At 65.1% G+C, this 20,707-nt stretch carries 21 protein-coding genes and 2 pseudogenes; 8 read left to right on the top strand and 15 right to left on the bottom strand.

Annotated features, from left to right (window positions below; translation table 11 throughout):
- Nucleotides 1–2: 2 nt before the first annotated feature.
- The 5 genes from QZZ29_RS04470 to QZZ29_RS04450 are packed head-to-tail and all read right to left on the bottom strand — an operon-like array spanning nucleotide 3 to nucleotide 3,921.
- Nucleotides 3–1,664 (bottom strand): cytochrome c biogenesis protein ResB, encoded by a 1,662-nt coding sequence (locus tag QZZ29_RS04470; protein WP_291381711.1) that lies wholly within the window; start codon nucleotides 1,662–1,664, stop codon nucleotides 3–5.
- Complete coding sequence (locus tag QZZ29_RS04465) at nucleotides 1,661–2,422, bottom strand: cytochrome c biogenesis protein CcdA (protein WP_366479034.1); 762 nt, start codon at nucleotides 2,420–2,422, stop codon at nucleotides 1,661–1,663. Before QZZ29_RS04465 ends, QZZ29_RS04470 begins: the two co-directional genes overlap by 4 nt.
- A complete protein-coding gene (locus tag QZZ29_RS04460) occupies nucleotides 2,419–3,021 on the bottom strand; it encodes a TlpA disulfide reductase family protein (RefSeq protein WP_291381710.1) in 603 nt (200 codons plus the stop codon). The genes QZZ29_RS04465 and QZZ29_RS04460 overlap by 4 nt, the downstream gene beginning before the upstream one ends.
- Nucleotides 3,018–3,638 carry a histidine phosphatase family protein gene (locus tag QZZ29_RS04455; protein ID WP_291381709.1) on the bottom strand — a complete coding sequence of 207 codons (621 nt, stop codon included), beginning with the start codon at nucleotides 3,636–3,638 and terminating at the stop codon, nucleotides 3,018–3,020. Before QZZ29_RS04455 ends, QZZ29_RS04460 begins: the two co-directional genes overlap by 4 nt.
- A 4-nt stretch (nucleotides 3,639–3,642) precedes the next feature.
- Nucleotides 3,643–3,921: a glutaredoxin family protein gene (locus tag QZZ29_RS04450; RefSeq protein WP_291381708.1), complete on the bottom strand. Its 279-nt coding sequence runs from the start codon at nucleotides 3,919–3,921 to the stop codon at nucleotides 3,643–3,645.
- A 137-nt stretch (nucleotides 3,922–4,058) separates the two neighbouring features.
- On the opposite strand from QZZ29_RS04450, the gene QZZ29_RS04445 reads away from it, so the two are divergent.
- Nucleotides 4,059–4,904, top strand: a complete 846-nt coding sequence (locus tag QZZ29_RS04445) for an HAD-IB family hydrolase (protein WP_291381707.1) — start codon at nucleotides 4,059–4,061, stop codon at nucleotides 4,902–4,904.
- Between the two features lie 104 nt (nucleotides 4,905–5,008).
- On the opposite strand, the gene QZZ29_RS04440 is transcribed toward QZZ29_RS04445, so the two are convergent.
- A complete protein-coding gene (locus tag QZZ29_RS04440; RefSeq protein ID WP_005504750.1) occupies nucleotides 5,009–5,107 on the bottom strand; it encodes an AURKAIP1/COX24 domain-containing protein in 99 nt (32 codons plus the stop codon).
- Nucleotides 5,108–5,172: 65 nt separating this feature from the next.
- Complete coding sequence (locus QZZ29_RS04435) at nucleotides 5,173–5,403, bottom strand: helix-turn-helix domain-containing protein (RefSeq protein WP_291381706.1); 231 nt, start codon at nucleotides 5,401–5,403, stop codon at nucleotides 5,173–5,175.
- Between the two features lie 190 nt (nucleotides 5,404–5,593).
- Here QZZ29_RS04435 and QZZ29_RS04430 point away from each other — a divergent pair, with 190 nt between their 5' ends.
- Entirely contained in the window at nucleotides 5,594–6,967 is a 1,374-nt protein-coding gene (locus tag QZZ29_RS04430; RefSeq protein WP_291381705.1) for a potassium transporter TrkG, read from the top strand.
- Entirely contained in the window at nucleotides 6,960–7,622 is a 663-nt protein-coding gene (locus QZZ29_RS04425) for a TrkA family potassium uptake protein (protein WP_291381704.1), read from the top strand. The genes QZZ29_RS04430 and QZZ29_RS04425 overlap by 8 nt, the downstream gene beginning before the upstream one ends.
- Nucleotides 7,623–7,710: 88 nt before the next feature.
- Here QZZ29_RS04425 and QZZ29_RS04420 read toward each other — a convergent pair whose 3' ends face one another.
- From QZZ29_RS04420 to QZZ29_RS04405, 4 genes and pseudogenes are all read right to left on the bottom strand, one after another.
- A complete protein-coding gene (locus QZZ29_RS04420) occupies nucleotides 7,711–8,484 on the bottom strand; it encodes an ATP-binding protein (protein WP_291381703.1) in 774 nt (257 codons plus the stop codon).
- Between the two features lie 294 nt (nucleotides 8,485–8,778).
- Nucleotides 8,779–8,958 (bottom strand): annotated as a pseudogene (locus tag QZZ29_RS12750) (hypothetical protein); the annotation flags it as partial.
- A 44-nt stretch (nucleotides 8,959–9,002) separates the two neighbouring features.
- Entirely contained in the window at nucleotides 9,003–9,644 is a 642-nt protein-coding gene (locus QZZ29_RS04410; protein WP_291381701.1) for an FMN-binding negative transcriptional regulator, read from the bottom strand.
- Between the two features lie 56 nt (nucleotides 9,645–9,700).
- Nucleotides 9,701–10,333, bottom strand: coding sequence for a phosphoribosyltransferase family protein (locus QZZ29_RS04405; protein WP_291381700.1), 633 nt, complete (start codon nucleotides 10,331–10,333; stop codon nucleotides 9,701–9,703).
- A gap of 94 nt (nucleotides 10,334–10,427) precedes the next feature.
- Here QZZ29_RS04405 and QZZ29_RS04400 point away from each other — a divergent pair, with 94 nt between their 5' ends.
- The gene (locus QZZ29_RS04400) at nucleotides 10,428–11,357 is read left to right on the top strand and encodes a DUF4349 domain-containing protein (protein ID WP_291381698.1); all 930 of its coding nucleotides are present in this window, start codon (nucleotides 10,428–10,430) and stop codon (nucleotides 11,355–11,357) included.
- A gap of 55 nt (nucleotides 11,358–11,412) precedes the next feature.
- On the opposite strand, the gene QZZ29_RS04395 is transcribed toward QZZ29_RS04400, so the two are convergent.
- Together QZZ29_RS04395 and QZZ29_RS04390 are read right to left on the bottom strand one after the other, a co-directional pair.
- Nucleotides 11,413–12,825 carry a Fic family protein gene (locus tag QZZ29_RS04395; protein WP_291381696.1) on the bottom strand — a complete coding sequence of 471 codons (1,413 nt, stop codon included), beginning with the start codon at nucleotides 12,823–12,825 and terminating at the stop codon, nucleotides 11,413–11,415.
- A gap of 221 nt (nucleotides 12,826–13,046) precedes the next feature.
- On the bottom strand, nucleotides 13,047–15,554 hold the full coding sequence (locus tag QZZ29_RS04390) for a glycosyl transferase (protein WP_291381695.1): 2,508 nt from the start codon (nucleotides 15,552–15,554) through the stop codon (nucleotides 13,047–13,049).
- A gap of 137 nt (nucleotides 15,555–15,691) precedes the next feature.
- On the opposite strand from QZZ29_RS04390, the gene QZZ29_RS04385 reads away from it, so the two are divergent.
- The 4 genes from QZZ29_RS04385 (at nucleotide 15,692) to QZZ29_RS04370 (ending at nucleotide 19,017) form a co-directional block, all read left to right on the top strand.
- Nucleotides 15,692–15,997, top strand: a complete 306-nt coding sequence (locus QZZ29_RS04385; RefSeq protein WP_291381694.1) for a PLD nuclease N-terminal domain-containing protein — start codon at nucleotides 15,692–15,694, stop codon at nucleotides 15,995–15,997.
- 32 nt (nucleotides 15,998–16,029) lie between these two features.
- Nucleotides 16,030–16,605: a dCTP deaminase gene (dcd, locus tag QZZ29_RS04380; RefSeq protein ID WP_291381693.1), complete on the top strand. Its 576-nt coding sequence runs from the start codon at nucleotides 16,030–16,032 to the stop codon at nucleotides 16,603–16,605.
- A gap of 421 nt (nucleotides 16,606–17,026) precedes the next feature.
- On the top strand, nucleotides 17,027–17,257 hold the full coding sequence (locus QZZ29_RS04375; protein WP_291381691.1) for a hypothetical protein: 231 nt from the start codon (nucleotides 17,027–17,029) through the stop codon (nucleotides 17,255–17,257).
- A complete protein-coding gene (locus QZZ29_RS04370; protein WP_291381689.1) occupies nucleotides 17,254–19,017 on the top strand; it encodes a cell wall-binding repeat-containing protein in 1,764 nt (587 codons plus the stop codon). Before QZZ29_RS04375 ends, QZZ29_RS04370 begins: the two co-directional genes overlap by 4 nt.
- Nucleotides 19,018–19,162: 145 nt before the next feature.
- Here the strand turns inward: QZZ29_RS04370 and QZZ29_RS04365 are convergent.
- Both QZZ29_RS04365 and QZZ29_RS04360 read right to left on the bottom strand, forming a co-directional pair.
- A pseudogene (locus QZZ29_RS04365) lies at nucleotides 19,163–19,987 on the bottom strand (transposase).
- A gap of 642 nt (nucleotides 19,988–20,629) precedes the next feature.
- The gene (locus tag QZZ29_RS04360) at nucleotides 20,630–20,692 is read right to left on the bottom strand and encodes a hypothetical protein (protein ID WP_291381742.1); all 63 of its coding nucleotides are present in this window, start codon (nucleotides 20,690–20,692) and stop codon (nucleotides 20,630–20,632) included.
- Between the last annotated feature and the right edge of the window lie 15 nt (nucleotides 20,693–20,707).

Genomic DNA, 20,707 nt, shown 5'->3' with positions numbered 1-20,707 from the left:
ATTCACAGGTCCTCCTGGCGCGCACGGGGACGGGGCGCGGGTTCCCCGGCGGCAATTGCCAGGGCACTCGCGAGTGCGCGGGTGGCCGCCTCGTCATGCGGGGGTGCAAGCGCCGCGGCCTCCACGAGTGTACGTTCCCGATCGCCGGGGGTGAGAATCAGCCACAACCGTCGGCGCGGGGCAAACAGAGAGATGCCGATGCCGAGCAGGGACGCAAGCGACGTTCCAAGAATCCACGGCAACGACGGGTCGGCGCGCAGGTCGAGCGCCACGAACCGCGGCAGCGAATCCCACGTCACGGTGCCCAGGCCGTCGGGAAGGGTGATCGTGTCGCCAGGGCGCAGGTCCACCACGAGTGGGAGGTTGTCGTCGCCGCGGACGGGACTCAGCTGGCTCTCGTCCAACTGGTACACGTTCTGCGGGATGCCGGCATCGAGCCCCAGGTCGCCCGTGTAGGCGGTGAGCAGGATCACGGGGTTGTTCGCCTGCGGATTCACGGAGACGATGCTGCCGTCGACGGTGGGGACCGCAGAGGGGTACAGCGTGGCCCGAAATCCGAGCTGATCGCCGCGCGTCACGTCGGGAACCTTGATGACGCCGGTGGAGGTGTACACGCCGTCCTGGGGCAAGAAGGGGACGGCGCCGGAGAACGCGATATTGCCGTCGGCGTCTCTCACCGTGAAGGACGGCGCGTAACCATTTCCCTGCAGGTAGATCTTGCCGCCGTCCACCTCGAGCGGGTGGTTGACGCGGATGGTGTCCGCCTCGGGCTGCCCGCCCGGTTCGGTGAAGGTCACGTTGGCTTGGAACGACACGGGCAACCCGGACGCAGTGAACTCGGAATCGAAGTGGACGAGCCGCAGCCGGAACGGATCCAGCCACGCCGGGTCGAACAGGCGGCCGGCCTCGAAACTGTCGTAGGCGACGGCGGCATTGGTGAAGGTCTGCCCCTCGACCAGCACAGCCTGGCCGCGGTAGGTGTAGGCGGACCCAAAGGCCATGGCGAACAGCAGGGCCACGAGCGCCGAGTGGAACAGCAGGTTTCCCCACTCCCGCAGCGATCCCTGCTCGAGCGCCACGGCCACCTGACGCGTGCCGTCGCGGGACGTGCGCTCGTCGACCCGACTGCGATAGCCCACCAGCCGTGCCAGTCCGCTTCCGCGTCCCCAGGACACCAGGGCGTTGGTGGCCTCGGCCGGCGTCAGCGGCGAGGAGCCCTCAAGCCTCCCGTCGTAACGCGCGAGCGAGCGGGGGGCCGCCGCCACCGGGACGCGGGCCGCCTTGCCGTGCGCCACGGCGCGGGGCACGATGCAGCCGACGAGCGACAGGAACAGCAGCACGTAGATGGACGTGAACCACGCGGAGCCGAACACGTCCAGCAGGCCGACCCGATCGAGGATGGGCCCCCACGTGGGGTTGTTGTCCACGAACGACTGGGTCTTGGCGGCGTCCTGCGGCCACTGCGGCAACAGCGATCCGGGGATCGCCGCGACGCCCAACAGCAGCAGCAGCACCAAGGCCAGGCGCATCGACGTGACCTGCCGCCAGCCCCAGCGCAGCCAGCCGCGCACTCCGAGGCGCGGGGCCTGCGGATACGCGTAGTTGTCGACGGAGAAGCGCTTGGGCCGCTCCGCGGGCGCCCCCGGGGAATCGGGTGCGCTCACACGGCCACCCAGAACCCATCGATCCAGCCCTGCAACGCGTTGGTGATCTGGGCCCACAGGCCGGTCACCAGCAACAGGCCCAGCACGATCAGGAGGCCGCCGCCAACGCGCATGAGGGCCACGCGGTGACGTCGCAGCCACGCGAGCACGGGCCGCGAGCGTTCCATCCACACCGCCAGCGCGACGAACGGCAGCCCCAGGCCCAGCGAATACACGACCGCGAGGATCACTCCCCTGGTGATGGTCGCGTCGCTGAGCGACAGGGTCAGGACGGCGGCCAAGGTGGGGCCGATGCACGGCGTCCAGCCCAGCCCGAACACGATCCCGAGCAGGGGCGCGCCCCACAGGCCGGCCTTGGGTGACAGGTGGATGCGCCGTTCGCGCTGCAGGAATGGCACGGAGCCCAGAAAGACGAACCCCATCACCACCACCAGCACGCCGAGAATCCTGGTGATGATGTCGAGCTGCTGCTCGACCTGGCTGCCCACAGACGCAAATGCCACACCGAGCACCACAAACACGGAGGCGAATCCCAGCACAAACAGGAACACGCCCCACACCAGCTTGGGTCGCGACGCGCGTCCCGGTGTGGTGGTACCCGCCATCGAGGACAGGTAGCCCAGGTAGCCGGGCACCAAGGGGACGACGCAGGGGCTGACGAAACTCACCAGCCCGGCCAGGAGCGCCACCGGCAACGCGGCAAGCAGGGAGCCCGACAGCACCGTGTCGGCAAAGGTGCCGCCGATGCTGGAGATCACTCGCCCACTCCTGCGTCGAGCATGGTTGAGGTCACGGTGCCGTTCGACGCCGCCTCCACGAGCGCGCGCAGGGTCGAGGGCTCGATGCGGCCCACCGAACGCGCCGCCACGTACCCGTCAGGGTCCAGAATCAGAGCGGTCGGCACGGCCCGCACCGCCACGAGGCCCTGGAGTTGGGCCACCGCGGTGCCGTCCGTCCCGTCCAGCGACGGGTACTCGACCCCAAAGGTGCGCTCGAAGGCCTTGGCGGTATCGGCGTCGTCGCGCACGTTGACGCCCACCACGCTGACTCCGTCGACCGCGTCGAGCGCGACCAGGTCGGGGGCCTCGGCCCGGCACGGCGGGCACGCCGCGTACCACGTGGTCACGACGACCACCTGGCCGCGGTAGTCCGCGAGATCGAGGGAAGCGCCGTCGATGCCGGTGCCCGTCAGTTCGACCGGTCCTGGCCGCTCCCCTGCAGCCCACTCCGTCACGGCGCCGTCGCCGGAGACGTAGCCGGGCGAGGTGTTGGCGTCGGGCGGAGCGCATGCGGCCAGCCATAGCACCGTCGCAGTGACCACCGCGAGCAGCACTGCCAGGCGAGCGCGCCTGGTCACGTGGGCGCCTTGATGTGGGCGGCGGGGGTGGCGTAGGTCATCTGAACGGGTTCGCCGTCTTCGAAGCGGAACGACGTGATCGACGCGAGGCCGCACTCCCGCTTGCGAGGGTCGTGCAGAAAGCCCCGCTTCTCGAACGACAACCGCGCCACCCAGATGGGCAACTGGTGACTCACCATGACGGTGTCGCCGTCGGGCGTGGCCGCGGCGGCATCGCGGATGGCCGACCACACGCGTTCGGCCTGCTCCTTGAACGGCTCTCCCCATGAGGGCCTCCACGGGTTGCGCAGCCGCCACCAATGGCGCGGGTGAACAAAGTCCTTGAAACTGGTGGGCAGCGTCTCGCCCTCGTAGATGTTGCCGGCCTCGATGATCCGGGGCTCAGTCTCGATCGGCAGACCGAAGGCGCGGGCTATCGGCGTCGCCGTCTCTTGCGCCCGCTGCAACGGCGAGGCGATCACTCGGGCAACCGGAAGGCCCGTGTCGACGAGGTATTCGGCGACGGCATCGGCCATCTTGCGCCCCGTGTCGGACAGGTGAAAATTGGGCAGGCGCCCGTAGAGCACGGCATCCGGGTTGTGGACATGCCCGTGACGCACCAGGTGGACGGTCGGCATGGGACTATTGTCCCCCCACCGCGCGGTCCCCTTCCACACCGGGGCCCGTGTCAAGCGCGAGACGCACCAGTTCCGGGCGAATACGCCAGTAACCCACCTGCACGCCGTCCACCTCGACCACGGGCGTGAGGTCGCTCAGGCGAGCACGCACCGCCGGGTCCGAGTCGACGTCCACCTCTCGCCACGCGACGCCCTCGTCGGCGCAGACCCCGCGCACCAGATCACGGGCGTTGTCACACAGATGGCAATCCTTGCGGGTGTACAGCACAACGCGCTCATTCACACCGCAACCCTAGGCCGACTTCGCGCCACGTGAAACATGGCCGCTGCCAGGGGGCCCTCCTCGCGATGACCGCAGGCGCGGCCATTGGCGCAAGGACCGAGGCTCACGGCACCGCCGAGCGCCGTTAGGCTTGCCTCATGACGCGCCAGGAGCCGGTCGCGCCGACCCCTGTCGCCGCGTTCTTCGATGTGGACAACACGATCATTCGCGGCGCCAGTGCTTTCCACATCGCGCGCGGCCTCAAGCAGCGGGGGTACTTTCGCAACCGCGAGCTGATCCGATTCGGTTGGGAGCAGCTCAAGTACCTCGTGTTTGGCGAGTCTCAACAGCAGATCTCAACGGTGCGCAACGAGGCGCTGTCGATCATCAAGGGCTGGTCGGTGGCCGAGATGGCCGCGATCGGCGAAGAGGTGTACGACGAGATCCTCGCGATGCGCATCTTCCCCGGCACCAAGGCGCTGATTGACGAGCACTGCGCCCAGGGACATGAGGTGTGGCTGGTCACCGCGTCGCCCCTTGAGATAGGGCGCCTCATCGCGCGGCGCCTCAAGGCGACCGGAGCACTCGGCACCATTGCGGAGCACAAGGGCGGCTTCTACACCGGGAATCTCGTCGGCGACCTCATGCACGGTGAGGCGAAGGCGGTCGCAGTGCGTGAGCTTGCCGCGCGCAGGGACTTGGACCTTTCCCGGTGCTTTGCGTACGGCGACTCCATGAACGACGCCCCGATGCTAGGCGCCGTGGGTCACGGTTGCGCGATCAACCCCGACTCGCGGTTGCGCCGCCACGCTAAGCGCCACGGCTGGCCCGTCCAAGACTTCAGGGGCCGCAACCCGCAGGGGCGACGCTCGATTGTGCGAGCAAGCCTGACGGGGTGTGTGTGGATGGTCATGACAATCCTGCGCGGCGTCGGACACACCCTGCTCGCCCCTCTGCGGGCGCTCAAGCGGAGGCGGCAATCGCCGCGACCCGACGCATCCTAGTCAAGCCGGGCCATCGCAAGGGCTGGCGGGCCCGGACACGACAAAGCCCGCACCCCTGACGGGCACGGGCTCAGCGTTGTTGACGTGCAGAGCGTTGTTGGCGTCTACTTCTTATTGCGACGCTGGTGGCGAGTCTTGCGAAGCAACTTGCGGTGCTTCTTCTTCGACATGCGCTTGCGACGCTTCTTGATGACGGAACCCACGGAACCTACCTTGATCGAATGCTTGCGACGGGCGGAGGCACGCGACGGGCGCGTGACACGGTGCCTTAGCCTACAGCGGTGACGCCCGTACCGCCATCCTCGTCCACATCGGACGTCAGGGCGGCGCGTTGCACGAACTCCGCAGCGGCCTGCTCAGGCACCCGGAAGGACTTGCCGAACCGCACAGCGGGCAGGTCGCCATTGTGCACCCACCGGTACACGGTCATGCGCGACACCCGGCACATATCGGCTACCTCCGCGACGGTCAGGAATCGCGGGGACGTGTTCTCTGACAACCCAAGTCTCCTTTGATGCACTCGCCGGTTCTATCGGCCGAATGACCTTCCCACTGTAGAGGCTGCCTGGACTGTTGTGAAGAACGACAAAAGTGCCGATGACAATCAGGGCAAGCCCGTGCGCGTGCCAGAGTAGGTGCGTTGAGCCCGAGGGTGCCCACGGAGTACAGAACAGACGGAGAGGAGTGGGATGGCTCACCAGCGAACGATGCGCCAAAAGGTCGACGATCAGATCGACAGACTCGCTCTGCAACACCCCGCACGCATTGCGTTGGGTGCCTTCGGTTCGGTCATCCTCCTGGTCACCGGCTTGCTATCACTTCCCGTGGCTACCGTCTCCGGCCATCGGGCGCCGTTCATCGACGCGCTGTTCACCGCCACCAGCGCCGTCTGCGTGACCGGGCTTGTCACAGTCGACACCGGCTCCTATTGGTCGCCGGTAGGTCTGACAATCATTGCCGTGGCGATCAAGGCTGGTGGCCTCGGCATCATGACGCTCGCGTCCATCGTTGGCATCGCCGTGAGCCGGCGCATCGGGCTCACGCAGCGCATCCTGGCCGCAGGCGAGGCACGCGCCACCGGCCTTGGCGACCTCAGTTCGCTCCTGAAGACCATTGTGATCGTCTCCACCGCCGCCGAGGCGACCATCGCGCTCGTACTATTCCCGCGCTTCCTTACCTTGGACTACGGGCTGGGCAAGTCCGCTGGTTACTCCGTCTTCTATGCGATCTCCGCGTTCAACAACGCCGGCTTCTCCCCGGACCCGCTGGGACTGACCCCGTATTCGGCGGATCTGTGGATGCTCCTACCGATTGGCCTGGGCGTCTTTGTGGGAGCGCTCGGCTTTCCGGTCTACCTGAACATCCTGCGGCAGTGGCGGCACCCGCGCCGATGGACGTTGCACACCAAGCTCACGCTCGTCACCATCGCCTCGCTCGCCTTGGTGTCCGCCACGTTCCTTGCCCTGTTCGAGTGGAGCAACCCCAATACCCTGGGCACCGCCAGCAGCGCCGAGACGGTCGGCAACATCTTCTTCCAGTCGATCAACCAGCGTTCCGGCGGTTTCAACTCGTTCGATATCGGGCAGGCACGGGAGCACACGTGGCTGCTCGAAGTGGTGCTGATGTTCATCGGTGGCGGTTCGGGATCAACCGCTGGCGGAATAAGGGTCACCACGCTGGCGGTTCTGGTGCTGGCCATCTGGGCGGAGGCGCGAGGTCGGCGCGATATCGAGGCGTTTGGCAAGCGCATCGGCACCGAGATTCTGCGCCTGGCCGTGTCTGTCACCTTGGTGAGCATGTTCATGGTGATCCTCGGAACCACCGTGTTCCTCTGGCAGACGGACATACCGCTCGACCGTGCCCTGTACGAGGTCGTGTCCGCCTACGCGACGTGCGGGCTCAGCACCGGCATCACCGGTTCGATTGACTCGGACGCCAAGGCCACCCTGATCGTCATGATGTATGTGGGCCGTGTCGGCTCGCTGACCGTGGTGGCAGCGCTAGCGTTGAACAAGCGGCGGCGCGTCATCCGCTATCCGAAGGAGAGGCCCCTCATTGGCTAACGAGACTCAAGACCAAGGCGTCCTCGTCATCGGGCTGGGCCGCTTCGGCTCGGCGCTGGCGGACACGCTCGACTTGATGGACGTGGAAGTGCTCGCGGTGGAGCGTGACCCGGACCTTGTGGAACGGTGGTCCGCCCGCCTTCCCGTGGTTGAGGCCGACGCCACGGACCCCCGCGCGCTCGAACAGATCGGCGCGAAGGACTTCGGTGCGGCCGTCGTGGGGGTCGGCACGTCGCTCGAGGCCTCGGTGCTCATCACCGGCAACCTCGTCGACATCGGCATCAAGGAGATCTGGGCGAAGGCCACCACGACGGAGCACCAACGCATCTTGGAGCGCATCGGTGCACACCACGTCGTGCTGCCAGAGGCCGACGCTGGTGCCCGGGTCGCGCACTCCGTGGGCGGCAAGATGCTCGACTACATCGAGGTCGAAGACGGCTTCACCATCGTGAAGATGCGGCCGCCCAAGGAGACCCACAACTTCACGTTGAGCGAGCTGGACCTGCGCAACAAGTACGGGATCCAGGTCATTGGTGTGAAGACGCCGGGCGAGGACTTCGAGTACGCGGGCCGTGACACCACGATCCGTCCGGACGACCTGTTGGTGGTCGCCGGCGACGGCGAACTGCTGGAGCGTTTCTCCCAGCGGCCCTAGCCCTGGCAAGGGTGTCAGCACGAGTCGCTGGGTGCGTGGCCGACGAACCACCCTAAAGGGTTACTTATACAAAGACCTTTAGAGTTCGTTAGTCCGTCGGCTCCCATGTTGCAGTCGGATCGTTCGAGTTCGTACCGACCCACTTGATCAGTCCTACCTCGCGCAACACATTCAAGTGCTTCAACACCGTTGGCCGCGAACGCCCGGTAATCTCCACAACATCACCAGTCGTCACCGGACGAGCTGCGCGACGGATATCCCTCAGCATCTCTCGCGCCGCTACAGCGAGGTTCCCCGCAACCTGGTCGTTCAGACGCTGGCGTGATGACAATGTCAGCCGCACATGGGAACTTCCCTGTTCGTAGAGAGGGTCCTCTAGGCCACGAGATCTCATCTCGTCAAAGATCCGATGGATGCCCTCGCCGAGTTCCTGTGTGATCCTCAGGTCGGCGCATACACGCGCGATTCTTGGGTTGCGAGCGTACCGAACCACGTCGAGAGGCTTGGTCAAGTCGGCGAGTCCGGGGAATCGTCCCGGGCTCACGATCTCGATGCGGTCTTCATAGATCTCGACCCGAATACTGTCGCCAGCGATGCTGTAGGACCGATGCACAACAGCGTTGACGAGCCCCTCCAGCCATGCTTCGCGTGGCACGATCGGCTCGCCCACGAAGAGCCCCTCGTGTCCGAGCGCTCTCCGTACAGGCATCAGATCTTCGACGATGCTCGCCGCTCGGGAAATCACCGCGGGAATCGGACCCTCTACCCGAAAGTCCGCATCCTCGTCGAGCGCAAGACGAGCGCCGGTACCCCTCGTCGTTCCCAGGAACTTGAGCACGCGGACATGCGCGTTGGGAAACATGTCTTGCGGGTGACGAGCGAAGAGGAGGTATGCCCCGTTGGTCACCTCGAGTTGCTGGGTTAGCAACCCACGACTCGCCAAGAACTGCTCCGTGGGTGCAGAAGCTCCCGCAGCCTTCTTGTACGAGACGACGAGGCCTCCGTCAAGGTCCGCTAACGTTCGCCCTGCGAGTCGCTGCGCTTCGTACTTGGCATGTTCCCGATCAAACTCAAGTTCCTGTCGGTGGGCGAAAGTAAGTTTGCGTGTCTCATCGCCAACTCGCAAGTAGCACTGACCATCCGCAGTTTCATGCACGACTTCACTCGGCTGAACGGAGATCACGATCACGTGGTCGGATTGACCTGTGCTAGTCCTACATTCGAGAAGTTCGACCTTCAAGGGAACCGGGGGACGGATGAAATCGATGGAAGACTGCCGGATCGCATTAACGCGTTGGGGCTCGGCATCGACGCCTTGAACCCTGCCCTCTGAGATTCCGACGACTACTAGGTGGACCCCGGATCGCCTACGCTACCCCCTCAGTCCCCTGCGGCCCCTCGATCGCGCAAAGCCCTCATGTAGCGCTCCAGCGGCGGGTTGCGGAACGGCCCGGGGCGTGACAGCCCTTCCAGAATGCCAGCGACCACCGCGTCGGGCTTGTCTTGACTCATCTTGCACTTCGCCTCGAAGCGATCGACCGTCATGCGGAACGCCACGGTGCCGTGGACGATGCGCTTGGCGTAGGCGGTGTTGGCCGCGCTGGCGTGAAGCCCGGTGGGGGTCTCGGCCTGATCCTCAAAGAAGTCGACGAGCCGGTCCATGAGCCGGAGGTTCTCCTCGAGCGACACCACCTCGGGTGTGCCCGTCAGGTGGGCCACCACAAAATTCCAGGTGGGCACCGCTGGCGAGACCCCGTACCAACCCGGCGAGATGTAGCCCTGGGGTCCCTCGACGATGATCGTGAGTTCGTGCTCCCCCAACTCGTGAAGGCGCTCATCCGGCTTGCCCACGTGACTGAACACGCTAAACCCGTCCGCATCGTCGTCCACCAAGACCGGGTAGTGCGAGGCGACGATGCCGCGGCCGGGAGCGTGGGAGACGATGGTGCACCACGGGTGGTCATGGAGCAGGGCGGCGACGTCCGCGAGGTCCGTCATGGCGTAGTCGGGGTTCGGTCTCACCGATGCTCCTTGCGTTGAAGGACGCCTCTACCGTTTTGTCGATGACGCGCCTAGGTTCAGGCTCCCACAAGCAGGCGCACCACCTCGTCATCCGGGACCTGCGAGAAGTCGCGATACCACTGGCCGACGGATGAGAATTCGTGGGGGCTGAGTGCCACGAGGACCTCGTCCGCCGCGGCTCGCAACCGGTCCGCGGCATCGTGCGGGGCCACGCCGACCGCGACCACGATGCGTGGGGCGCCCAGCGCCCGAGCCACATCGATCGCCGCGAGCATCGTGCCTCCCATGGCGACGCCGTCGTCGACGATAACCGCCGTGCGCCCCGATAGATCAAGCGCGGGTTGGTCTGGGCGGTACAGCGCCACGCGGCGCTCAAGTTCTGCGCGTTCCCTTTCCGCCACCTGCTCGATAGTCGCGGGGTCGAGGGACAGACGGGCCACCACGTCGCCGTCGAGCACGCGAGCCCCACCCTCGCCGATCGCCCCGAACCCGAACTCCGCATGGCCGGGAACACCGAGCTTCCGCACCACCAGCACGTCAAGGGGGGCGTGGAGGGCGCTGGCGATCTGGGCGGCTACTGGGACTCCCCCGCGAGGGATGCCGAGCACAGTCGGCCGGTCCAGGCGCACGTGCTCCAGCAGAGCCGCGAGGCGTCGCCCGGCATCTACCCGGCCCTCAAGGACCTCCATGCGGCAAGTCTAGGACGGGTACTCGAAGGGGTCCCGTTTGATTCCGGGCACCCAACGTTGTCGGGCCCCCACGCGTCTCACTAGCATGAGCACTATGAATGACACCGGAGAGGGGACGATGCGCCGCGCGCGACGCATCGGGGTCATCGCCGGACTGATCGTCGCTGTAGCAGCGCTTTCAGGCTGTTCGTCGTCTTCCGACTCGTCCAGCGCTGCTGATGCCGGCTACGGCGGTGACGCTCAGCAGGGAGCGCCAGCGGCCGACGGCGCCGCCGCGAACGAGTCCGGTGGCGGGGAACCGGCCACCGACCGTTCCATCATCATCACGGGCGCGATGTACATGACCGTCGACGACCCGATCGCGTCCGCAGACCGGGCAACGGGCATCGTTCAAAACGCGGGCGGGCGCATCGACGCGCGCAGCGAGACCGCTCCCGACGAGCACTACGGAGGTTCGGCTTCGCTGACGATGCGGATCCCCTCGAACCGCCTCGACGCGGTGGTCGACGACCTGCGCAAGTTGGGGACGGTGGACCAGTTCAGCACCGACTCCTACGACGTCACGACCGAGGTGGCGGACCTGGAGGCGCAGATTTCGACGCTGCGCGCCTCCACCGACCGCATTCAAGCGCTCTTGATTGAGGCGGAAGACATCTCGGACATCATCACGCTCGAGAACGAGCTTGCCCGACGCCAGGCCGAGCTCCAGAGCCTCGAGGCGCGCCAGCGTGGCCTCGACGACCAGGTATCTATGTCCACGATCGATCTGTCGCTCACCACGGAGCCCGTCGTGGTCGTGGACGATTCGCCCGAGACCTTCTGGGACGGCCTGGTGTCCGGTTGGGACGGACTCGTGGCGTTCCTCTCGGGCGCTCTGGTCATTCTCGGTGTGATCCTTCCCTGGGCCGCCCTGGGCGGGCTCATCTTCCTCTCGGTGACCGCGGTGGTCCGCGCGAGGAAGTCTCGCATCGCCCGCCGAACGGCAAGATCGGACACAACCGAAGCGACATCGGCCGGCGCGTAGGGCGCGGAGACGGTCACCTGTCTCTATTCCCCGCTCGCGATCCTGGGATCCCCAGCTAACGACGCAGGTGCCGGTGCCCACCCTGAGGCCATCCAGCGTGTCCTTCTGGGAGGTTGCAGTGTGCACGAGAGCGAGGCATCCACGCCCCACAGACCTTCCGTGGGTTTGCTCGCGCACCCGCCCCGCTGTCGTCAAGCGAAGGCCTCCGCCTCGTCGACATGGCATCGGCAATCGGTGCGGCGTCGAACCTCGGCGCGGAGATCACCTCGATGTCCCGTTGGGATCGACCAATGACATCAGCGACAGAGTCGGCAACGAACACCACGGAGCCGTCGGCGCTCTTCGAAGCGCTCAGTGCTCCGATCCTCTCCAGCCGGTGGAGTGCTGTGCGTGCGGCACCCTCCCCCACGTTAAGGCGAAACGCCAGGTCGCGGGCGGTCGTAGCCACCGCCCCCAGCAGGTAGTTGACCGCGCCATATGCGGTAGCTCCGGTACGCGCGCCATCGTGACGTAGCCGGTCCGTCCAGTCCGCGCCAATGTCATCAATGTGGTCGGCAACGTCCTTGGCGTTTGCCGCAGCGCTGTAGGCGCAGTCAGCGAAGTTCTCAAACCACTGACCAAGTGCGTGCTGGTCTGGCTCGTCACCGTCAAAACGCACCGCATTGAGGCCGTCAACGTACGAGCGCGGGTTCATCGCCAGGTACGGCGACAAGGGCAGCGTGATGTGCTTGACCGCTCCGTCGCGGCGCAGCATGGCCTGAATCAGCGCACGGCCGGTGCGCCCATTGCCATCAGGGAATGGGTGGATCGTCTCGAACTGTGCGTGCGCCAGCGCGGCGCGCACTAGCGGCGGTGCGTCCGTTGGCGCGCTATTGATGTAGTCAATGAGATCGGCCATCGCGCCCCCGACCCGGGACGCTGGTGGCGGGATGTGGGTCGCCTCCGACATTGATGCGGACTCACCTCGTACAGCCCCCGGGGGGATGAGCACTGCCTGAGATGTGCGCAGCCCGATGAACGGTGAGCGCGAGCCGCCGCGCGGATGTGTCTCCATCAGGTCGGATTGAATGCGCACGATGTCTTCGATCGATATCGGTCGAGATGGATCTGACAGAAAGCGCACCGCGCGGTGCGTGGCCTCAATGTTCCCCATGACCGCTCGGACGTCAGCCGACGCTGTGCGCGGGTCAGTTGCCTGGCGTGCCAGGTCGTCAGCCGAAATGCGGTGCCCCTCAATGTAGGACGACGCAATCGCCTCCGACTTGACGAGTGCTGCTAGTGCAGGCAAGGAAGGGGAGCCTCCGAGGCGAGTATCGATCTGAGCGATCTGGCGCGACGCCCGGTCGACCTTGCGAGCGACCACTGGCGACAAAGACAACGGGATGGCCTGCAGCCGCGAGGGGATGTACGCGCGATACGGGCGCCCATGGTCGACCGCCTCATCTGTGACGATCTCAAAGAAGCCCATTCACAACCCCTCCCCAGCACTGACTCACCACAGTTGCGCGTTACTGCACACTTCGAACTCGAACTGTGCACTCGGAGAGCACAGTGACCTACTGATCCTTGCACTAACAATCACCTAGGTCCATAGTTGCATGTTAGTGCACAGCCTGCAAGTGTTTTTGCAGAAGTTCGCTGCCGCACCCGCAAGGGCATTGTCACGCGCAGTAGCGCGACGGAGTGTGACTACAGAGCAGCCACGACCTCCACCGTCGCGCCGGCCGCCGCGTAGGGAACGCGGTTCCCCTCGATGGCCACGCCGTCGACGGTGAGCGTGGCGCCCTTGGCGCCCGTGTTCTTCACGGTGATGACGTACGTCGCGCCGCGGATCTGGCGGCGCACCGTGTACTCGCCCACCTCGGCGCCGATGCAGGGGTCGACCACGAGTCCGTCGTAGTCCGCGCGTACGCCCAGCAGGTACTGCGAGACGGTCACGAAGTTCCACGACGCCGTGCCGGTGAGCCACGAGTTCTTCGCCTCGCCGTGACGCGACGCCTCCTTGCCTGCGATCATCTGCGCGTAGACGTACGGCTCAAGGCGGTGCACCTCGGAGATCTCCTCGCGGTATGCGGGGGTGATCTGCTTGTAGTACTGCCAGGCGTACTCGGCGCGCCCCACCACGGTCTCGGCGATGATGACCCACGGGTTGTTGTGGCAGAAGGTGCCACCGTTCTCCTTGTAGCCGGGCGGGTACGTCGACACCTCGCCCAATTGGATCTGGTAGCTCGTGTACGCGGGGCTCTGGAGCACCATGCCGTGCGGAGTGCTGAGGTGCTCGCGGCACGAGTCGAGGGCCTTGATGGCCTTGCCGTCGTCGATACCGATGCCGCCCATGATGCAGAAGCCCTGGGGCTCGATCCAGATCTTGCCCTCGGCCGTCTCGTGCGTGCCCACCTTGTTGCCGTAGAAGTCGTAGGCGCGCAGGAACCATTCGCCGTCCCAGCCGTGGTCGACCACGGCCTGCTTCATGTCGGCGATGGCCTGCTCGGCGCGGTCGCCCTCGGCATCGTCCCCGCGCCTGCGCGCGAGCGCCGCGTAGTCGGGGCCGATCGCGGCGAACATGCCCGCGATCAAGATTGACTCGGCCACGCCGCCAGCCTGGTTCTCCGTGGTCTGGAAGGACTCCCCTGGGGTCGATGAGAAGCAGTTGAGGTTGAGGCAGTCGTTCCAGTCGGCGCGGCCGATGAGGGGCAGGCCGTGCGGGCCGGCCTTCTCGAGCGGGTGGTTGAAGGAGCGCTTGAGGTGCTCCATCAGCGGCTGCGCGAGAGATACATCATTGTCGAACGGCACCATCTCATCGAGGATCGCAAAGTCGCCGGTCTCCTTGATGTAGGCGGCCACGCCCAGGATGAGCCACAGCGGGTCGTCGTTGAAGCCGGAGCCCAGCGCATGATTGCCGCGCTTGGTGAGCGGCTGGTACTGGTGGTACGCGCTGCCGTCCTCGAACTGCGTCGACGCGATGTCGATGATGCGTTCGCGGGCGCGTTCGGGAACGAGGTGCACGAAGCCGAGCAGGTCCTGGCTCGAGTCCCTGAAGCCCATCCCGCGTCCCATGCCGGTCTCGAAGTACGAGGCGGAGCGGGACATGTTGTACGTCACCATGCACTGGTACTGATTCCAGACGTTGACCATCCGGTTGAGCTTGTCGTCGCCGGATTGCACCGTGTACGAACCCAGCAGGTTGTCCCAGTAGGCGTTGAGCTTGGCGAACTCGGCTTCGGTAGCATCGTTGGTGGCGAAGCGCTCAAGAAGCACCTTGGCGCCCGTCTTGTTGACGACGCCGGGCGACTCCCACTTGTCGTCCTCGGCGTTCTCGAGATAGCCAAGCACGAACGTGGAGGACGTGGACTCGCCGGGGGCCAGCTCCACCTCAAGGTGGTGGGATGCGCACGGGTACCAGCCCGAGGCGATCGAGTCGCCGGACTTGCCGGCGTGGGGAACGGCGGCCTCGTGGAAGCCGTTGCCGTAGCCCAGGAAGGTGTCGCGGTCGGTGTCGAAGCCCGCGATCGGCGCGTTCACGCCGTACACCGCGTAGTGGTTGCGACGCTCACGGTATTCGGTCTTGTGGTAGATCGCGCCGTCCTCGACCTCCACCTCGCCGATGCTCAGGTTGCGCTGGTAGTTGGTTTGGTCGTCCTCTGCGTTCCACAGGTTGAACTCGAGGAATGAGAACAGGGAGAAACTCTTCGGGGCGTCGGTGAGGTTGGTGATCGTCACCTGGTGAATCTCCGCGTTGATGTCCACGGGCACGAACAGCAGAACCGACGCGCGCAGGCCGCCGCGCTCGCCGGTGATGCGCGTGTAGCCCATGCCGTGCCGTGTCTCGAACGCGTCGAGGTCCTTCTTGTACGGCCGGTACGAGGGGCTCCACACGTCGCCGCCGTCGTTGATCGAGAAGATGCGACCGCCGTCGTCAACGGGCACGTTGTTGTAGCGGTAGCGCGTCAGCCGCCGCATCTTGGCGTCACGGTAGAAGCAGTAGCCGCCGCCGGTGTGTGAGACGAGTCCGAAGAAGTCCTGAGATCCCAGGTAGTTGATCCAGGGGTAGGGCGTGTGCGGCGTCTCAATGACGTACTCGCGGGCTTCGTCGTCGAAGTGACCGAACTGCATGTCGAGCCCTTTCAAGAAGTGGTGGGGCCGGGTGATGAGGAGCCCGGTGATGAGGGGCGGTCGCAGACCCAAGCGTAGTCCCATGAGCGCGCTCTCATCGGGCCCTGGGTCGCGCCCGGCTCGGAAGTTCTCCGTGCGACCGGTTCGATTTGCGCCAAGGGGCCATGTGAGCCCCACGACATGGGCTGGACGCGCCCGCATCGGGCACCTACTGTGATGGCATGCGATACCTGTTGCCGGCGATCCTGTACATCGGTCTTGCGACCTATGTCATTGCCGACATCGCCCAGCACCCGGACGAGGAGCCGTACCGCCTGCCCAAGACGCTGTGGGTGCTCATCGCGCTCTTCGCGCCCTTCGTGGGCGCCGCCGCGTGGCTCATCGCGAAGTTCAATGGAGGCCAGACTCCCAGGTCCGGTCGGGGTGGCCCCAGGTACCCGCAGGGTCCCGACGACGACCCGGAGTTCCGCATCTGGCTTCGCGAGAAGGAACGGCGCGAGCGCCGACGCGACGGCAAGGACAAGTAGCGACCCGCGACCCGGCGGACTAGGTTTGCCCCATGCTGCTTTCGGACCGCGACATCCGTATCCAGATCGACACCGGCCGCGTGGCCCTCGATCCGTACGACCCCGTGATGATCCAGCCGTCGTCAATTGACGTGCGGCTCGACAAGTTCTTCAGGGTGTTCGACAACCACAAGTACGCGGCGATCGATCCCTCGATTGAGCAGCCCGACCTGACGAGGCTGGTGGAGGTCGACGGGGACAATCCGTTCGTTCTTCACCCTGGTGAGTTTGTGCTGGGGTCGACCTTCGAATCGGTGACGCTTCCCGACGACATTGCGGCGAGGCTCGAAGGCAAGTCCTCTCTGGGTCGGCTGGGGCTGCTGACGCACTCGACAGCCGGCTTCATCGACCCGGGGTTTGAGGGGAACGTGACGCTCGAGCTGTCGAATACGGCGACGTTGCCGATCAACCTGTGGCCTGGCATGAAGATCGGGCAGCTGTGCTTCTTCCAGTTGTCCTCGCCGGCGGAGCATCCCTATGGGTCGAGCAAGTACGGGTCTCGGTATCGGGGTCAGCGGGGGCCGACGGCGTCCAAGAGCTTTCAGAACTTTCACCGGAGTGCGGTCTAGCGGGCATCGCCCAAATGTCGCATTTGTCACATGCGACGCGTGAGTGACGCCCAACGTCCCCATATTCCGGGTGCAGTCTGCTTATCCTTTCGGAGTGTGGAGACCTGTGCGCCTGGCCCTAGTTTGCGCGGGCATCGTTGCGATGCTCGCTACTTCTGGTTGCTCGAGTTCTGACCCCCGGCCCGACGCCACGGTGACCGCACCGGTTTCAAAGTCGGCGGTGCCGTCACCTCCTTCGCCCACCGCGGGCACAGCAAGCCCTTCGCCCTCACCCAGCCCGAGCGCTACGCCCTCCGGCGAGCCGGGGGACAGCCCGCAGACCTCGTCACCGCCAGCGGAGCCGACTATTGCGGGCGCGTCTGCGCAGGTGTCGCTCGCCACGCGCGATCCCGCCACTGGGGGCCTCCTAGTGGGTGGTTATGTGGAGGGCTTGGTGGAGGACGATGGCGACTGTTCGTACCTCATACGGCGCAAGGGAGGAGCCGACATCACCGCGCACACCACTGGCGTGGCCAATAATGGCACCACCTCGTGCGGATCCACCGTGGTGCCTGCTACCCAGGCCCCAGCTGGCACCTACACGGTGACCCTGACCTACGCGAATAGCAAGGGCTCTGTGAGTTCGGACCCGATGACCGTGGAGATTACATGAAGAGCGTCAGGGCCGCGTATTCGGCCGCGCTTGTGCTCGTCGTGAGCGCAACTATCGTTGTCGACACGAGCGGACCCGCAGAGGCCGTTTCAGGATCCGACTGGGACCCAGGATTCATCGTCTCAGACCAACAGTTTTACGACTCCGCGTCCATGACTGCGTCCCAAATACAGAGTTTCCTTGAGGTGCAACTGAGCCAGACAAGTGCAGGACGGTGCGAGCCAGAGAAGTCGTATGGGCCCGACGATCCTATCGTTTGCCTCAAGGACTACCGGATGACCACGACGGACATTGCGCCGGATGCGTACTGCCCGGGCGGATACAAGGGGGCCGCGAACGAACTGGCTTCGACCATCATCGCAAAGGCAGCGGCGGGGTGCGGGGTGAGTCCCAAGGTCATTCTGATCACGTTGCAGAAGGAAATGGAACTGGTAAATCACACATGGCCTAGCGACTGGCGGTACCAGAAGGCCACCGGCTATGCCTGCCCAGACACCGGGCCATGCAACCCAGCGTATGCGGGCTTCCAGAAGCAGATTTACTACGGCGTTAGGCAGTTTCAGATTTACCGCGTCAAACCCACCTCGTACAATCACCTCGCAGGGGTGGTCAACTACGTTCGCTACCACCCAAGTTCGAGTTGCGGCGGTACTAACGTGCTTATTCGGAATCAGGCCACGGCCGGGCTCTACAATTACACGCCCTACCAACCGAACGCCGTCGCGCTCAGCAACGTTTATGGTGGCCAGAATGACGGCTGCTCTTCGTACGGAAACCGCAACTTCTGGAGCCTATGGTGGACCTGGTTCGGCAATCCGCACGCAACCGGGGCGCTCACCAATGTGACGACAAGCGAGCGAATCTCGGGCGCCAACCGCTACGCGACGGCCGCGGCACTCACCAAGACCTTCGCGCCGGGAGCGGCTGTCGTCTATGTGGCGTCCGGTCAGGACTATCCCGATGCATTGGCAGTTGCGCCTATTGCGGCGTCCGCCAATGCGCCGTTGGTTCTCGTGAGGCACGACGCTATCCCCCCGGAGACCGCGGCCGAGCTCAAGCGCCTGGCCCCCACACGGATCGTCGTTCTTGGGGGTACCGGCGCGGTCAACACGGCGACCTATAAGGCCCTCACCGCATATGCGGAGCCGGGCGGCATCACTCGGTTGGGTGGCCTTGACCGCTACGAGACCGCGCGGCTCGCCGTGCGAGACCACTGGGACGCAGGGTCGGCGAGCGTGGTCTACATCGCCTCCGGACGGGACTTTCCCGACGCACTCAGCGCGGCTGCTGCCGCCGGAACTCAAGGTGCTCCTGTGATCTCCGTTGATGGCACGGCCACAAGTGTCGACGCGGACACCACGGCCCTGATCACAGAGCTCGGCGCGACCACCATCGTGATCGCTGGGGGTACCGGCGCAGTCTCCAAGGGTATCCAGACCGCTCTCGCAGCAATTCCGGGAGTCACCGAAGTGCGGCGATTGGGAGGCAGCGACCGCTACGCCACGAGCGCCGCTATCAACACCGATGCGTTCCCCACCGCGAGTCGTGTCTATCTCGCCTACGGTGGCGACTACCCTGACGCGCTCACTGGCGCAGTACGTGCCAGCATTGGGGGATCACCTCTGTACATCGTGCGCGGAGACTGCGTTCCGGCCTCCATCGCGGATGACGTCGCTCGTTTCGGCCCGGTTGAGGCGACACTTCTTGGGGGAACCGGCGTGCTCCCCATGAGCGTCTCCACCGCAGCACTATGCAGATAGTGGTGTGCGCGTAGCCCGCGCTTCACGACTGGAAGTCGAGTGGTCACGTGCCCCTGCTTTCCGAGGCTGACGAAATGTCACGGACGCGGGGGAACCGCTTCACGGTGAAGGGTCACCGATCGTAGGCCTTGGGCCGCCCCCGTTGTTAGGTCCGGTCGTTGTGTGAGTCGTCGGTTTCCATTTTGTGGGTGCAGTGGCGAGCATAGTCGGCGGGGGTCAGGTAGCCCAGGGCCGAGTGGCGTCGCACGGTGTTGTATTCGATCTTCCAGTCACTGATCACGACTTGGGCGTGTAACAGCGAGTAGAAGCTGTTGATGTTGAGGACAGCTGGTGCGCCGTGGATGGCGACGAGGTCGTCGAGGTGGTTGGTGAGACGGTCAGCCGTGATGGAGCGTTCTACGAGCCCACCAATGCACTCACGGGTGTGCTCGTCCACGATGGAGGCGATCTTGATAGCCCGACCCCGCTCGTCGACGTCGAACTGGAAGTGTGACAAGCCCACTTCTTCGCATAGGCGCAAAGCCAGTCCCGTAGTGCTCGGTCAGGATCGGCCACGGTGTCGCCCTTGAGCGTGCGACGGTACGCAGATCTACTCAGCCCGGCCAGACGGCACGCCATCCGTTCACTCACCTGCAATGTCCTCTCATCAAGTGAGCGACAGCGGCGCGGCGCCTGATTCGGGCCTAGAAGTTTCCCTCGAGCCAAACTCCTTCAGCGCCGCCTTCTCCAACTCCGCTTCGGCCAGCAGGCGCTTGAGGGTGCCGTTCTGCTTCTCAAGCTCCTTGAGGCGTTTCGCATCGTCGGCCTTGAGCCCGCCGTACTGGTTACGCCACCGGTAGTACGTCTGCTCGGACACACCCAACTCGCGGCACACCGCCGCGACCTCGGCACCGTCAGCCAGCATCCGATCAGCCTGATTGAGCTTGCGTACGACCTGCTCGGGCGTGTGTCGCTTCCTTCTATTCGTCATGATCAGACCAGTCTTCATACCCGCACCCGCGAGCTGCAAGACGACTCTCACAACAACTGGACCTAAATCACGGGGTCAGCCCAATGTTGGTACCAGTCTTGACCTCGACCAACGCCGTAAACGGCGTTTGGCGCCCATAGGTGACTCGGATCAGCCCGTCGGGCCTCACGTCAGTCTTGATGCCGTTCTTGAAGGGCGGTTCGATGAACGCATCGACATGAGCCGCCGCAGCCTTGCTAGCACCAAGTGGTCCGAGTAATGCGTTGGAGAATGGCCGCACTATCGACACCACCGCCAACAGCGCCGACGTCGCACGTTGCTTGCGTTCGTTGCCCGCGCCCGTGCCGCCGACTGGGATCAGCCTTGCCCGCTGCAGTTGTTTTCCATCTCACTCCCCCACTTCGACGGCACACCAGATATCTGTGCCCACATTACCGTCGTGCCGAAGAGGGCCCCAAGTGGCTAGCCGGAGCGCCCATGCGGCCAGCCACGCTCCGCAGCGCAGTCCTACCAAGTCGTTTCGGTCCCCGATGCTCAGACTCAGTAGCCTTGGTGGAGTCATGGAGACCGTCATCTGTGCGGCAGCAAGACGACGAAATACCTACGCTTTGCAACGTTGGACCCGGGGTTGCGCTCGTCTACTTAGAGGCCCACTTGGTCGACGCCATACGTAGCCTGCGCAGTCGTGAAACCCTCAAACTCCAACTGGTCGATGAGACC

This window comes from Demequina sp. (genome assembly GCF_016278765.1).
GTDB lineage: Bacteria > Actinomycetota > Actinomycetes > Actinomycetales > Demequinaceae > Demequina.
Note: the sequence above shows the minus strand (reverse complement) of the source record. Positions and strands in the feature narration are given on the sequence as shown.

Excerpts from the sequence above, each read along its gene's own strand:
- QZZ29_RS04400 (WP_291381698.1), top strand. The coding sequence starts at position 10,428 with ATGAATGACACCGGAGAGGGGACGATGCGCCGCGCGCGACGCATCGGG.
- QZZ29_RS04420 (WP_291381703.1), bottom strand. The coding sequence starts at position 8,484 with ATGTTTCCCAACGCGCATGTCCGCGTGCTCAAGTTCCTGGGAACGACG.
- QZZ29_RS04370 (WP_291381689.1), top strand. The coding sequence starts at position 17,254 with ATGAAGAGCGTCAGGGCCGCGTATTCGGCCGCGCTTGTGCTCGTCGTG.
- QZZ29_RS04405 (WP_291381700.1), bottom strand. The coding sequence starts at position 10,333 with ATGGAGGTCCTTGAGGGCCGGGTAGATGCCGGGCGACGCCTCGCGGCT.
- QZZ29_RS04390 (WP_291381695.1), bottom strand. The coding sequence starts at position 15,554 with ATGGGACTACGCTTGGGTCTGCGACCGCCCCTCATCACCGGGCTCCTC.
- QZZ29_RS04395 (WP_291381696.1), bottom strand. The coding sequence starts at position 12,825 with ATGGGCTTCTTTGAGATCGTCACAGATGAGGCGGTCGACCATGGGCGC.
- QZZ29_RS04455 (WP_291381709.1), bottom strand. The coding sequence starts at position 3,638 with ATGCCGACCGTCCACCTGGTGCGTCACGGGCATGTCCACAACCCGGAT.
- QZZ29_RS04385 (WP_291381694.1), top strand. The coding sequence starts at position 15,692 with ATGCGATACCTGTTGCCGGCGATCCTGTACATCGGTCTTGCGACCTAT.
- QZZ29_RS04445 (WP_291381707.1), top strand. The coding sequence starts at position 4,059 with ATGACGCGCCAGGAGCCGGTCGCGCCGACCCCTGTCGCCGCGTTCTTC.
- dcd (WP_291381693.1), top strand. The coding sequence starts at position 16,030 with ATGCTGCTTTCGGACCGCGACATCCGTATCCAGATCGACACCGGCCGC.
- QZZ29_RS04430 (WP_291381705.1), top strand. The coding sequence starts at position 5,594 with ATGGCTCACCAGCGAACGATGCGCCAAAAGGTCGACGATCAGATCGAC.